At 70.6% G+C, this 14,286-nt stretch carries 11 protein-coding genes; 1 reads left to right on the top strand and 10 read right to left on the bottom strand.

The window, feature by feature from the left end:
* Positions 1–23: 23 nt before the first annotated feature.
* The 10 genes from OO63_RS31195 to folC form a co-directional block, all read right to left on the bottom strand.
* On the bottom strand, positions 24–1,961 hold the full coding sequence (locus OO63_RS31195) for a TIGR03960 family B12-binding radical SAM protein (protein WP_030362608.1): 1,938 nt from the start codon (positions 1,959–1,961) through the stop codon (positions 24–26).
* Positions 1,962–2,068: 107 nt separating this feature from the next.
* The gene (locus tag OO63_RS31200) at positions 2,069–3,628 is read right to left on the bottom strand and encodes a CYTH and CHAD domain-containing protein (protein ID WP_030362607.1); all 1,560 of its coding nucleotides are present in this window, start codon (positions 3,626–3,628) and stop codon (positions 2,069–2,071) included.
* Between the two features lie 46 nt (positions 3,629–3,674).
* Positions 3,675–4,871 carry a rod shape-determining protein RodA gene (gene rodA, locus OO63_RS31205; protein WP_030362606.1) on the bottom strand — a complete coding sequence of 399 codons (1,197 nt, stop codon included), beginning with the start codon at positions 4,869–4,871 and terminating at the stop codon, positions 3,675–3,677.
* A gap of 3 nt (positions 4,872–4,874) precedes the next feature.
* Entirely contained in the window at positions 4,875–7,049 is a 2,175-nt protein-coding gene (gene mrdA / locus OO63_RS31210) for a penicillin-binding protein 2 (RefSeq protein ID WP_030362605.1), read from the bottom strand.
* A 58-nt stretch (positions 7,050–7,107) separates the two neighbouring features.
* Positions 7,108–7,782, bottom strand: coding sequence for a rod shape-determining protein MreD (mreD, locus tag OO63_RS31215; protein ID WP_030362604.1), 675 nt, complete (start codon positions 7,780–7,782; stop codon positions 7,108–7,110).
* A gap of 16 nt (positions 7,783–7,798) precedes the next feature.
* Entirely contained in the window at positions 7,799–8,752 is a 954-nt protein-coding gene (gene mreC, locus OO63_RS31220; protein WP_030362603.1) for a rod shape-determining protein MreC, read from the bottom strand.
* Between the two features lie 212 nt (positions 8,753–8,964).
* Positions 8,965–9,984, bottom strand: coding sequence for a rod shape-determining protein (locus OO63_RS31225; protein WP_030362602.1), 1,020 nt, complete (start codon positions 9,982–9,984; stop codon positions 8,965–8,967).
* A gap of 383 nt (positions 9,985–10,367) precedes the next feature.
* Positions 10,368–10,781, bottom strand: a complete 414-nt coding sequence (gene ndk / locus OO63_RS31230; protein ID WP_030362601.1) for a nucleoside-diphosphate kinase — start codon at positions 10,779–10,781, stop codon at positions 10,368–10,370.
* Between the two features lie 185 nt (positions 10,782–10,966).
* The gene (locus OO63_RS31235) at positions 10,967–11,323 is read right to left on the bottom strand and encodes a DUF4233 domain-containing protein (protein WP_030362600.1); all 357 of its coding nucleotides are present in this window, start codon (positions 11,321–11,323) and stop codon (positions 10,967–10,969) included.
* A gap of 5 nt (positions 11,324–11,328) precedes the next feature.
* On the bottom strand, positions 11,329–12,840 hold the full coding sequence (folC, locus tag OO63_RS31240; RefSeq protein ID WP_030362599.1) for a bifunctional tetrahydrofolate synthase/dihydrofolate synthase: 1,512 nt from the start codon (positions 12,838–12,840) through the stop codon (positions 11,329–11,331).
* Positions 12,841–12,995: 155 nt separating this feature from the next.
* Here folC and OO63_RS31245 point away from each other — a divergent pair, with 155 nt between their 5' ends.
* Positions 12,996–14,003: a rod shape-determining protein gene (locus OO63_RS31245; protein ID WP_087884089.1), complete on the top strand. Its 1,008-nt coding sequence runs from the start codon at positions 12,996–12,998 to the stop codon at positions 14,001–14,003.
* The last annotated feature ends 283 nt before the right edge of the window (positions 14,004–14,286 follow it).

Genomic DNA, 14,286 nt, shown 5'->3' on the forward strand with positions numbered 1-14,286 from the left:
CGCGCCCACGGCGCCCGTGGGTCTCACTTCACGGCGGGCGTCTTCACCGAGAGCGGCAGCAACTTCTTGCCCGTCGGCCCCACTTGGATCTCCGTCTGCATGGCCGGGCACACGCCGCAGTCGAAGCACGGCGTCCAGCGGCAGTCGTCGACCTCGGTCTCGTCGAGCGCGTCCTGCCAGTCCTCCCAGAGCCAGTCCTTGTCGAGGCCGGAGTCCAGGTGGTCCCAGGGCAGCACCTCTTCGTAGGTGCGCTCACGGGTGGTGTACCAGTCGACGTCGAGGCCCACCTCGGGCAGCGTCTTGTCGGCGCAGCGCATCCAGCGTTCGTAGCTGAAGTGCTCGCGCCAGCCGTCGAAGCGGCCGCCGTCCTCGTAGACGGCGCGGATGACGGCGGCGAGGCGGCGGTCGCCGCGGGAGAGCAGGCCCTCGACGATGCCGGGCTTGCCGTCGTGGTAGCGGAAGCCGATGGAGCGGCCGTACTTCTTGTCGCCGCGGATCTTGTCGCGGAGCTTCTCCAGGCGGGCGTCGGTCTCCGCGGCGGAGAGCTGCGGGGCCCACTGGAAGGGCGTGTGCGGCTTGGGCACGAAGCCGCCGATGGAGACCGTGCAGCGGATGTCGTTGGAGCCGGAGACCTCGCGGCCCTTCTGGATGACGTTCATCGCCATGTCGGCGATCTGCAGGACGTCCTCGTCGGTCTCGGTGGGCAGGCCGCACATGAAGTACAGCTTCACCTGGCGCCAGCCGTTGCCGTAGGCGGTGGCGACGGTGCGGATCAGGTCCTCTTCGCTGACCATCTTGTTGATGACCTTGCGCATGCGCTCACTGCCGCCCTCGGGGGCGAAGGTGAGGCCGGAGCGGCGGCCGTTGCGGGTCAGCTCGTTGGCGAGGTCGACGTTGAAGGCGTCCACGCGGGTGGAGGGGAGGGACAGGCCGATCTTGTCCTCCTCGTACCGGTCGGCGAGGCCCTTGGCGACGTCGGCGATCTCCGTGTGGTCGGCGGAGGACAGCGAGAGCAGGCCGACCTCCTCGAAGCCGGTCGCCTTCAGCCCCTTCTCGACCATCTCGCCGATGCCCGTGATGGAGCGCTCGCGCACCGGGCGGGTGATCATGCCCGCCTGGCAGAAGCGGCAGCCGCGCGTGCAGCCGCGGAAGATCTCCACGGACATGCGCTCGTGCACCGTCTCGGCGAGCGGCACCAGGGGCTGCTTGGGGTAGGGCCACTCGTCGAGGTCCATGACGGTGTGCTTGGACACGCGCCACGGGACACCGGACTTGTTCGGTACGACACGGCCGATGCGGCCGTCCGGCAGGTACTCCACGTCGTAGAACGCCGGGATGTAGACGCTGCCGGTGCGCGCGAGGCGGAACAGGACCTCCTCGCGGCCACCGGGCCGGCCCTCGGCCTTCCAGGCGCGGATGATCTCCGTCATGTCGAGCACGGCCTGCTCGCCGTCGCCGATGACCGCCGCGTCGATGAAGTCGGCGATCGGCTCGGGGTTGAACGCGGCGTGGCCGCCCGCGAGGACGATCGGGTCGTCGACGGTGCGGTCCTTGGACTCCAGCGGGATGCCCGCGAGGTCCAGGGCGGTCAGCATGTTCGTGTAGCCCAGCTCCGTGGAGAAGGACAGGCCGAACACGTCGAAGGCGCCCACGGGGCGGTGGCTGTCCACCGTGAACTGCGGGACCTTGTGCTCGCGCATCAGCTCTTCGAGGTCCGGCCAGACGCTGTACGTGCGCTCGGCGAGGACGCCGTCACGCTCGTTCAGGACCTCGTAGAGGATCATGACGCCCTGGTTGGGCAGGCCGACCTCGTACGCGTCCGGGTACATGAGGGCCCAGCGGACGTCGCAGTCGTCCCAGGGCTTGACGGTGGAGTTGAGCTCACCGCCCACGTACTGGATCGGCTTCTGCACATGCGGGAGCAGGGCTTCGAGCTGCGGGAAAACCGACTCGACAGACATCGCTGGACCTTCGTGAGCTGACAGGGGTGACCCTCAAGCCTAACGTGGCCCGGGCCCCGCCCCGTACCTCCAACGGCCGACCCCCGCGCCGACCCATCGGACCGGCCCTAGCCGCCGAGCGCCGCCCGTGCCTTCGGCCGCGACGCGCGCTCCCACACGCCCACAAGATCCCGTTCCCGTGCCGCCGCTGCCGCCTCCTCGCGGCCGTACAGCAGCCCCCACACGAACGCGGACTCCCCCGCCGCGTGCGCCTGGATCGCCAGGTCGCGCAGGGCCTCGCGGGCCACGACCGAGTCCTGGTGGTCGCCGAGGACCTTCTGCACGGCCTTCATCCGCTTGGCGAAGGTGGCCGCCGGCTTGCCGAGGGCCGGGGTCGCCGCCTCGCCCGCGTACCGGGCGCGCTTCGCGGCCTTGCGGGCCTCGTGCAGCGCCAGGTCCCTGTCCGTGCCCGGGTCCAGTGCCAGGGCGTGGTCCACGCGGGTCGCCAGGCGGTCGTAGTCCTTCAGGACCGCCGCCGGCAGGGCCTGGGCCGCGGGGGTCCGTGCGGCCTTGCGGAGCGGGGGGTCGGCCAGGAGGGCGTCCAGGCCGTCGAGGAGCGCGAGGTAGCGCTTGCTGTCCAGGACGGCGACCGTCTTGCGGCGTGAGCCCGCGCGGCCCGCGACCTTCCAGATCTTCAGGCGGCCGCGGACGGGGCCGAGGAGGAGGGTCCTCGGGACCGCCGCGATGGCCTCCGTGAGGCGCTCCGTGAGGACCTCGCGGTCGCGGTCCACGCCCAGCTCCCCGGCCAGCCACTTCAGCTCCTCGCCGATCGGGTCGGTGACCGCGCGGTCGAGGATCTTGCCGTACGTCTTGAAGGCGCTGCGGGTCCTGCGGGTCGCCACGCGCATCTGGTGGACGGAGTCGGGGAGGTCCTGGCGGACCGCGGGGTCGAGGTCGACCAGGGCGTCGCGCTGCTCGCGGAGGTAGGCGAGGACCTGGGCGCCCGCCGTGTCGGGCTTCAGCGTGGGCCCGGGCAGCTCGCCGGGACCGTCGCCGACAGCGGCTGCCTCCGGTGCGGATCCCGTCTCGGCCAGGGCCCGTGCAAGTTTCGACACGGACGTCGACCGGCGCACCCCCGCCTTGCGGAGCTTCTTCTCCACCTTGTCCAGGAGGTGGGGGTCGCCGTTCGGGGCCAGCTCCACCTCGATCTCCGTCCAGGCCGTCGTGGCCGTGGTGCCGTCGAGGCGGGCCGCGCGGACGCCGTCGACGCTGACCTCGGCGAGGAGGGTGCCGTCGGCGTCGACGAGGTGGCGCAGGTCGCGGGCCGAGCGGAGGCGGACGACGGGGACGAGGTCGGCCTCGCGGACGCGGGAGCGGACCAGGCCGATCAGGGCACGGGGCACGTCGTCCGACAGGGGGGCGTGGACCTCGTCGCGGGCGCCCTCGATCTCGGGGACGGGCAGTTTCAGGTGCCAGCCCGCGTCGTGGCCGCCGGTGCGGCGGCGCAGGGTGACGGAGGCCGTGGCGAGGCGCTGGTCGGCGGTGTCGTAGTACACCGCGTCCAGGTCGGCGACGCCTTTGTCGATGACGTCGGCCACCCCGGCGACCCCCCTGAGGTCGGGGAGCCCGCCGGGGGCTTCGGCGTCGTACTTCCGCTCGATCTCGCGTTCGCGCTTCGTGTCCGCCATGAACCGAATCTAGACGCGATCGGCCGACTTGGGCAGACCCCGGCCGCTAGGCCGACAGCGGTCGTTCCACCTTGATCGACTGGAGCAGGCCCACGGCCAGCCAGACCGCGAACATGGAGGTGCCGCCGTACGACACGAACGGCAGGGGCAGACCGGCGACCGGCATGATGCCGAGCGTCATGCCGATGTTCTCGAAGGCCTGGAAGGCGAACCAGGCGATGATCCCGGCGGCGACGACCGTGCCGTACAGCTCGGTCGTCTCGCGGGCGATGCGGCAGGCGCGCCAGAGGACGACGCCGAGGAGCAGCAGGATGGCGCCCGCGCCGACGAAGCCCAGTTCCTCGCCCGCGACGGTGAAGACGAAGTCCGTCTGCTGTTCGGGCACGAACTGGCCGGTGGTCTGGGTGCCGTTGGTGAGGCCGGTGCCGGTGAGGCCGCCGGAGCCGATGGCGATGCGGGCCTGGTTGGTGTTGTAGCCGACGCCCGCCGGGTCGAGCGCGGGGTTGGCGAAGGCGGCGAACCGGGCGATCTGGTAGTCGTCGAGGACGTGCAGTTGCCATATGGCGACGCCGCCGAGCGCGCCCGCGCCGATCAGGCCGAAGATCCAGCGGTTGGAGGCGCCGGAGGCGAGCAGGACGCCGAGCACGATCATCACTATGACCATGACCGAGCCGAGGTCGGGCATCAGCATGATGATCAGGATCGGGACGGCGGCGAGGCCGAGGGCCTGGACGACGGTGCGGTGGTCGGGGTGCTCCTTGTCGCCCGCGTCGACGCGGGCGGCGAGCATCATCGCCATGCCCAGGATGATGGTGATCTTGCAGAACTCGGAGGGCTGGAGCGACTGGCCCGCGATGACGATCCACGCGTGGGCGCCGTTGATGGTGGCGCCGAGCGGGGTGAGGACCAGCAGGATCAGGAAGACCGAGACGCCGTAGAGGATCGGCACGGCCGTGCGCAGGTTGCGGTGGCCGAGCCAGACCGTGGCGATCATCAGGGCGAGGCCGATGCCGATGTTCACGACGTGCTTGATCAGGAAGGAGTACGGGTCGTCGCCGACGAGTTCCGTGCGGTTGCGGGTCGCGGAGTAGACGAGCGCGGAGCCGATCACGGAGAGCGCGAGGGCGGCGAGCAGCATCACCCAGTCGAGCCTGCGCAGTATCGAGTCGCGGGCCAGGAGGCGGGACAGCGTGGAGCGCTCGGGGCCGTAGCCCGAGACGGAGAAGCCACCGGTGCCGGTCATCAGCTAGTCACGCCTCCCGGTGGCCGGGGGTCCGGCCAGTTGGGTCTGCTCCTGTGGCGGCTTCGGCTTCCCCGGCTTGAACGGCTTGATCTTCGGGGCGTCGATGGAGCCGTCGGCCTCGATCTTGGGCAGGGACTTCTGCGGCTCGGGCAGCAGGGCCTTCTTCAGGTCCTGCTTGCCGCTGTCGTCCAGGCCGTAGATGGCGTCGTAGATCTTGCGGACGGCGGGCCCGGAGGCGCCGGAGCCGGTGCCGCCCTGGGAGATCGTCATCACGATCGAGTAGTCCTTGGTGTACGTGGCGAACCACGACGTCGTCTGCTTGCCGTAGACCTCGGCGGTACCCGTCTTGGCGTGCATCGGGATCTTGTCCTGGGGCCAGCCGCCGAAGCGCCAGGCGGCGGTGCCCTTGGTCGCGACGTCCGCGAGGGCACCGTCTATGTCCTTGCGCAGCGCCGCGTCCATGGGGAGCTTGCCGTGGGACTTGGGCTTGATCTCCTCGACGTGCTTGCCGTCGGCGCTGATGATCGCCTTGCCGACGGTGGGGTTGTACATGGTGCCGCCGTTGGCGATGGCCGAGTAGATGGTGGCCATCTGGATCGGCGTGACGAGGGTGTCGCCCTGGCCGATGGAGTAGTTGACGGAGTCACCGGCGCGCATCTTCATGCCTTCGAGGCAGTTCTCGTACGCGATCTGCTCGGCGTACTCGCCGCCCTTCTTTCCCTGCTTGCACCAGGCGTCCTTGTTGGCCTTCCAGTAGTCCTTCTTCCACTGGCGGTCGGGGACGCGTCCTGTGACCTCGTTGGGCAGGTCGACGCCGGTCTCCTTGCCGAGGCCGAACTGGTGGGCGGTCTTGTAGAACCAGTCCTTGGGGTCCTTCTTCGGCTTGTTGCCGCCGTCCTTGCGCCACTCGTCGTGCGACAGCTTGTAGTAGACGGTGTCGCAGGACACCTCCAGGGCCTGGCCGAGGGAGATGGAGCCGTGGCCCTGGGACTCGAAGTTCTTGAAGACCTGGCCGCCGATCGAGTACGAGCTGGGGCAGGGGTAGCGGCCGTTGAACTCGTAGCCCGCGTTGACGGCGGCGGTGGTCGGGATGACCTTGAAGATCGAGCCGGGTGCGGCCTGGCCCTGGATGGCCCGGTTGAGCAGCGGGTAGTTGGACTTCTTGCCGGTGAGGCGGGCGTAGTCCTTGCCGGAGATGCCGCCGACCCAGGCGTTCGGGTCGTAGTTGGGGTTGGAGGCCATGGAGACGATGCGGCCGGTCTTGTTCTCCATGACGACGACGGCGCCCGCGTCGGCCTTGTAGTTCTCGCCGGTGTTGTCGTCGAACTCGTCGCGGGCCTTCTTCATCGCGTCGTTCAGCCAGTACTCGGACACGGCCTGGACCCGCGCGTCGATGCTGGTGACGACGTTCGAGCCGGGCTGGGCCCGGTCGGAGTCGGCCTTCCCTATCACCCGGCCGAGGTTGTCGACCTCGTAGCGGGTGACGCCGGCCTTGCCGCGCAGCTGCTTGTCGTAGGTGCGCTCAAGACCGGAGCGGCCGACCTGGTCGGAGCGCAGATAGGGCGAGTCGCTGTCCTTGGCCTTGTTGATCTCGTCGTCGGTGACGGGCGAGAGGTAGCCGAGGACCTGCGCGGTGTTGGACTTGCCGGGCGCGGGGTAGCGGCGCACGGCGGTGGGCTCGGCGGTGATGCCGGGGAAGTCCTCGGAGCGCTCCCGGATCTGCAGGGCCTGCTTGGGCGTGGCCTCGTCGGTGATCGGGATGGGCTGGTAGGGCGAGCCGTTCCAGCAGGGCTGGGGCGTCTTGGAGTCGCAGAGGCGGACCTTGTCGGCGACGTCCTTGGGGGCCATGTCGAGGACCCCGGCGAGCTTGTCGAGGACGCCCTTGCCGTCGTCCTTCATCTTCATCAGGTCCGTGCGGGACGCGGAGACGACGAGGCGGGTCTGGTTGTCGGCGATGGGCACGCCGCGGGCGTCGAGGATCGCGCCGCGCACGGCGGGCTGGACGACCTGCTGGACGTGGTTGCCGGAGGCCTCCTCGGCGTACTCGGCGCCGTTGCGGACCTGGAGGTACCACAGGCGGCCGCCGAGGGTGAGGAGCAGTGAGACGACGAGGATCTGAATGATGACGAGGCGGACCTGGACGCGCGGGGTGCGCCCGGTCTCCGGAATATTGGTCACTGCCGCACCCCTCCCTTCGCGCCGCTCGCGTCCCTTCCGTACGTCGGTGTGCTTGCGCTCACAGGCGCTTGACCCCCTTGATGCGTCCGGCGCGGGCCACCCGGGCCTTGGCCGCCTTCATGCGCAGTCCGCTGCCGCGCTGGTTGCCGATGCTCAGGCCGGTGCCGGAGGAGAGCCAGCCGGAGGAGACGTCGGCGGCCTTGGCGTTGGCGCCGGTCTCGCCGAGCGGGTCGTTCTCGGCGCGCCGGGCGAGCGCGATGATCAGCGGGATGGTGAACGGCGCGAGCAGCAGGTCGTACAGCGCGGCCGTGAAGAGCAGTCCGCCGAGGCCCACATGGCGGGCCGCGTCGTCGCCGACGAGGGCGCCGACGCCCGCGTACAGGAGCGTGGAGCCGACGGCGGAACTGACCACGACGACGAGCGGGCCGCTGGCCGAGCGAAGGCGGCCGGTCTCGGGCTTGGCGAGGCCTGCCAGATAGCCGATGACGCACAGGACCAGGGCGTAGCGCCCGGCGGCGTGGTCGGCGGGCGGGGCGAGGTCGGTGAGCAGGCCCGCGCCGAAGCCGATGAGGGCGCCGCCGGTGTGGCCGTAGACGAGGGCCAGGGCGAGGACGGTGAGCAGCACCAGGTCGGGCACGGCGCCGGGCAGCTGGAGCCGGGCGAGGACGCTGACCTGGATGACGAGGGCGACGACGACGAGGGTGCTGGAGAGCAGGATCCGGTTGAAGCGCATGGGGGTGTCAGTGCTCCTACTGCTCGTTGCCGTTGTCTGCGCCGTCGGCCGGGGCGTCCCCGGACGGCGTGGCCGTGACCGTCACCGTGGGCGCGGGTTTCGGCTTGGCGGGCTTGGGCGGCAGGACCGTGTCGCGGGGGTCCTCGCGGGGGGCCTCGACGACGACGCCGACGACGTCGAGCTTGGTGAAGCCGACGTAGGGGCGGACGAAGACGTTGCGGGTGAGGTCGCCGCCGGAGGGGTCGACGCGGACGACCTCGCCGACGGGGACGCCCGGCACGAACGGCTTGTCGGCCTGGGAGCCGAAGGTCACCAGGCGGTCGCCCTTCTTGACCTTGGCCTTGCCGTTGAGGAGCTGGACCCGGAGCGGGCGGTCGCCCTGGCCGGAGGCGAAGCCGAGCTCGTCGGTCTTCTCCATGCGGGTGCCGACGGTGAAGTCGGGGTCGTTGGCGAGCAGCACGGTGGCGGTGGAGGGGCCGACGGTGGTGACGCGGCCGACCAGGCCGTCGCCGTTGAGCACCGTCATGTCGCGCTTCAGGCCGTCGCGCGCGCCGGCGTCGATGGTGACGGTCCAGGAGAAGCCCTGGGCCGCTCCTATGCCGATGACCTCCGCGCCCTTGATGCCGTACTGTCCGGCGCCGGCCTTCTTCAGCATCGAGTCGAGCTGGGCGACGCGGCTGCGGTTGCGGTCGTCGCTGCCGAGTTTGGCCTTCAACGCGGCGTTCTGGCGCTCCAGTTCGGCGATGCGGTCGTGCCGGTCGCCGGAGTCGCGGACCGCTCCGATGGCGTTGCCGATCGGGTCTACGGCGGAGGACATGCCGTCCTCGACGGGGCCGAAGACCGTGGCGGCGGCCTGGCGGGCACCGTCGACCGGCGAGTCCTCGCCGCCGCGGATGTCCACCGTGATCAGAGCGAACGCGATGGCGATCAGCAGCACCAGGAGCAGCCGGCTCTCTCGTGTGTCCCTCACGTGCGGCGGCCGTGCCTTCCTCAAGTAGGAATCGTCGGAGATCTACTGAACAGGGCGGAAGTCCACTGAACAGAGATCACTGAACAGAAATCTATGAAACCGCGAGCAGGCGAGTGCTCGCGGAATTGTGGGTTCTCTCAGTGTTGCGTCTATATCAACGATCCGCCGCACGAGGTGGCAGGCACTCGTACGGCGGACATCGTCGTGTCACATCATCTGCGCGGCTGGGCGTCGAGGACCTGCTGGAGGGCCTCGAACTCCTCGACACACTTGCCGGAGCCGAGTGCCACGCTGTCCAGCGGGTCCTCGGCGATGTGGATAGGCATGCCGGTCTCGCGGCGCAGGCGCTCGTCGAGGCCGCGGAGCAGGGCGCCGCCGCCGGTCAGGACGATGCCGCGGTCCATGACGTCGCCGGAGAGCTCGGGCGGGCACTTGTCGAGGGTCGTCTTGACCGCGTCGACGATGGCGTTGACGGGCTCCTCGATGGCCTTGCGGACCTCGGCGGCGGAGATGACGACGGTCTTGGGCAGGCCGGAGACCAGGTCGCGGCCGCGGATCTCGGTGTGCTCGTCGGCGTCCATGTCGTACGCGGAGCCGATGGTGATCTTGATCTGCTCGGCGGTGCGCTCGCCGAGGAGGAGGGAGTACTCCTTCTTGATGTGCTGGATGATCGCGTTGTCCAGCTCGTCGCCGGCCACCCGGATGGACTGTGCCGTGACGATTCCGCCGAGGGAGATGACGGCGACCTCGGTGGTGCCGCCGCCGATGTCGACCACCATGTTGCCGGTGGCCTCGTGGACCGGCAGACCGGAGCCGATGGCCGCGGCCATGGGCTCCTCGATGATGTGCACCTGGCGGGCGCCGGCCTGCGAGGAGGCCTCGATGACCGCGCGGCGCTCGACGCCGGTGATGCCGGAGGGCACACAGACCACGACGCGCGGGCGGGCCAGATAGCGGCGCTTGTGGATCTTCAGGATGAAGTAGCGCAGCATCCGCTCGGTGATCTCGAAGTCGGCGATGACGCCGTCCTTCAGCGGGCGCACGGCGACGATGTTGCCGGGCGTGCGCCCGATCATCTTCTTCGCTTCGGCGCCGACCGCGAGGATGCCGCCGGTGTTGGTGTTGATCGCGACGACGGACGGTTCGTTGAGCACGATCCCCCGACCCCTGACGTACACCAGCGTGTTGGCGGTCCCGAGGTCGACAGCCATGTCACGGCCGATGAACGACATGTTGTTCCCCATGAGGATGCGTCTGGCCTTCCCTAGTGGAGCGTGTGATGGCTTGTTAGGTAGGCGAGGTGGGTGCTGAGTGGCGTGGAGGCTTCCATCGTAGTCTCGCCCGCACGGACACGGCGCGAGGGTCTGCGCCATTGTCAGCAGATGATGAGCCGCCCCGCTTCTGGAGACGTGCCATCGGGGGGACGGGTTCCCCCGATCGGGCCGCATATGCCAAGGGACGGCCGGATTTCTCCGGCCGTCCCTCGCTTGCTCCTGGCCCGTCAGAAGCTGTTTTGTCGGCCGCGTGTCCACGGCCGCGTCAAGGAATCCCGATGGAGTACCGGGGGATTCCTGACACCGTCGGCGGCCGCTCGCGCGGCGCCTTCCGCGACCGCTCAGACGGCGGCCGGGAAGAAGATCTTCAGCTCGCGCTCGGCGGACTCCGCGGAGTCGGAGGCGTGGATCAGGTTCTCGCGCACGATCACGCCGAAGTCGCCGCGGATGGAGCCGGGGGCGGCGGCGATCGGGTCGGTGGGCCCGGCGAGGGCGCGCACGCCCTCGATGACCCGCTCGCCCTCGACCACGAGGGCGACGACGGGGCCGGAGGACATGAAGGCGACCAGCGGCTCGTAGAACGGCTTGCCCTGGTGCTCGCCGTAGTGCTGCTCCAGCGTCGCCTGGTCGAGCGAGCGCAGTTCGAGCGCGGAGATGGTCCAGCCCGCCTTGCGCTCGATGCGGCCGATGATCTCGCCGATCAGGCCTCGGCGGACGGCGTCCGGCTTGAGGAGGACGAGAGTGCGCTCGCTCATGGTGTGCGGCTCCAAGAGGTGTTCATGACGTCACGTGGGATGGCCCGCACGATACCGGGGCGGCTACAGAGGGTGGCCATCGGGTGCGCGAGCCGAGACCGAGCCGAAGGAAGGACGGGCGGGAAAAGCCCGTCCGGCGATTGAGGACGAGCGCGCAGCGCGATCAGGGGGGCGCCGGGGCCCGCTCAGCCCCCGGCGGCCTCACCCTGCTCGGCCAGCGCGGCGAACCGCGCCTTCGCCTCGTCGATCTTGCGGCCGAAGTGCACGGACGCCCACCACAGGGCGGCGAACATCGCGCCCATGAAGAACATCATCGGGACCACGACGCCGCTGGCGATCAGCGCGATCTGCAGGGCCCAGCCGAGCTGGACGCCACCTGGCCGGGTGACCATGCCGCACAGCAGCACGGAAAGGCCCATGGCGATGCCGCAGACCGTCCAGACCGTGCTCATCTCCAGGTCCGGGTCCTTCATGGCGACGAGACCGGCGAAACCGATGACGAAGAACTCGCCGATCAGCGTCGACGAACAGAGCGTACGCACAGCTGTCAGCCCCTCCCCAGGAGCAGTCGGGCCTCGCCGACGGTGATGACGGAGCCGGTGACGAGGACGCCGCCGCCGGCGAACTCCCCCTCCTCCTCGGCGAGGGTGATCGCGGCCTCCAGGGCGTCCGGGAGGCGCGGCTCGACCTGCACCCGGTCCTCGCCGAAGACCTCGACGGCGAGCCCGGCGAGCTCGTCGACGTCCTGGGCGCGGTGGCTGGAGTTCTGGGTGATGACGACCTCGGCGAAGATCGGCTCGAAGGCCTCCAGGATGCCGCGGGCGTTCTTGCCGTCGCTGACGCCGACCACGCCGATGAGGCGGCTGAAGTCGAAGACCTCGCCGATGGCCCCGGCCGCGGCACGGGCGCCCGCCGGGTTGTGCGCGGCGTCCAGGACGACGGTGGGCGAGCGCCGGACGACTTCGAGGCGGCCGGGCGAGGAGACCGTGGTGAAGGCCTTGCGGACGGTCTCGATGTCCAGCGGGCGGGCGTGCTGGGCGCCGATACCGAAGAACGCCTCCACGGCGGCGAGGGCCACCGCGGCGTTGTGCGCCTGGTGCTCGCCGTGCAGGGGCAGGAACACCTCTTCGTACTCCCCGCCGAGGCCGCGCAGGGTGAGCAGCTGGCCGCCGACGGCGATCTGGCGGTTCACGACGCCGAACTCCAGGCCCGCGCGGGCGACCGTCGCGTCCACCTCGACGGCCTTCTTCAGGAGCACCTGGGCGGCCTCGACGGGCTGCTGGGCCATGATGACCGTGGCGTCGGGCTTGATGATGCCGGACTTCTCGACGGCGATCTCGGCGGCCGTGGTGCCGAGGCGGTCGGTGTGGTCCAGGTCGATGGGGGTGACGACGGCGACGGAGGCGTCGATGACGTTCGTCGCGTCCCAGGTGCCGCCCATGCCGACCTCGACGACGGCGACGTCCACGGGGGCGTCCGCGAAAGCGGCGTACGCCATGCCGGTCATGACCTCGAAGAAGGAGAGCCGGTGCTCCTCCTTGGCGTCGACCATCTCCACGTACGGCTTGATGTCCTCGTACGCCTCGATGAAGCGCTCGGCGCTGATGGGGGCGCCGTCCAGGCTGATGCGCTCGGTGATCGACTGGACGTGGGGGGACGTATACCGCCCGGTGCGCAGTTCGAAGGCGCCGAGGAGGGCCTCGATCATGCGGGCCGTGGACGTCTTGCCGTTCGTCCCCGTGATGTGGATCGAGGGGTACGCCCGCTGGGGCTCGCCGAGGACGTCCATGAGCAGGGCGATGCGCCGCAGGGACGGGTCCAGCTTGGTCTCGGGCCAGCGGGCCATGAGCTCCTGCTCGACCTCGCGCAGGGCCCTGTCGACCTCGGGGTCGGCGGGGCGGGCCGGGACGTCGCTCTCGGGCGGGCCCGCCTGGGTGCGCAGGGTGCGGCTGCCCGCCTCGATGACGGCGAGGTCGGGATCGCGCTCGGTCTCGGCCCCGACGAGTCGGTCGAACTCGTCGTCGTCGCGCTGGCTGTCGTTCGGAGGGAGGTCGCTCACGTACGCCAGTCTACGGAGGAGTGCTGACAGCGGCCGTCGGGACCGGTCCCGCACGGGCTCCGCGGGGGCGCCCGGGCCCCTCAGGACCTTCGGCCCGTCCGATTCGGGACCTTGGTCCCTCCGTGTCCCCTTCCCGCCGGGCAAACTTGGCGATCATGGACATAGGCATCGACCTCGGCACGGCCAACACCCTTCTCTACGTACGCGGTCAGGGCATCGTGCTCAACGAGCCGTCCGTGGTCGCCGTCAAGGCGGGCGCGCGCCACGCGCTGGCCGTCGGGACGGAGGCCAAGGAGACCATCGGGCGCACCCCGGGCTCCATCACCGCGATCCGGCCCCTCAAGGACGGCGTGATCAGCGACTTCGAAGCCGCCGAGGAGATGATCCGGCACTTCGTGCGCAAGGCCGTGCCCGGGCGCAGGCCGCGTACGCGCATGGTGATCTGCGTGCCGAGCGGCGTCACGCAGGTCGAGCGGCGCGCCATCGTGCACGCCTCGCAGCGGGCTGGCGCGCGCGCCGTGCACCTCGTCGAGGAGCCGATGGCGGCGGCGATCGGGGCCGGCCTGCCGGTGGCCGAGCCGCGCGGGTCGATGATCGTGGACATCGGCGGGGGCACCTCCGAGGTCGCCGTCATCTCCCTCGGCGGGATCGTGACGGCGCAGTCCCTGCGGGTCGGCGGGGACCGGCTCGACACGGCCATCACGGACTACGTACGCCGGGAGCACTCGCTCCTCGTCGGCGAGCGCACCGCCGAGGACGTCAAGGTGGCCATCGGGTCGGCGTGGCCCGTGCCGGGCGAGGACGCCTTCGAGATGCGGACGTTCACCGTGCGGGGGCGGGAGAAGGTCGGGGGGCTGCCCAAGACGGTGGAGCTGACCGTGCGGGAGGTGCGGGCCGCGCTCGACGAGCCGGTCGAGGCGATCATCGCGGCCGTGCGCGCCACTCTGGAGGAGTGCCCGCCGGAGCTGTCCGGCGACGTCATGGAGCACGGCATCGTCCTCACCGGCGGCGGCGCGCTCCTCCCCGGCCTGGACCTCCGCCTCGCCTCCGCCACCGGCATCCCCGTCTTCGTCGCCGACGATCCGCTGGACAGCGTGGCGCTGGGCTGCGGGAAGTGCGTGGAGGACTTCGACGGCCTGGAGCGGGTGATGTCCGCGGCGTAGGCCTCCGGCCGGGCTGAGGACGCGGGCCGCCCCCGGGGCCGGGGGTGCCCTTCACGGTGCCCGTGGGCCGGGGGTCCCCTTCACGGTGCCCGTGGGCCGGGGTCCTCCTTCACGGTGCCCCTGGGCCGGGGTGGCCCCCGATCGCGCTGCGCGCTCGTCCTCAAGCGCCGGACGGGCTGTTTTCCCCACCCACCCGCCCTTTCGGCGCTGCGCGCCCGGCCTCGACGCCGGACCGGCTGATCTCCCCACCCCCCCGCCCCTTCAGCGCTGCGCGCACAGAAGC

This window comes from Streptomyces alboflavus, from assembly GCF_000716675.1.
Lineage (GTDB): Bacteria > Actinomycetota > Actinomycetes > Streptomycetales > Streptomycetaceae > Streptomyces > Streptomyces alboflavus.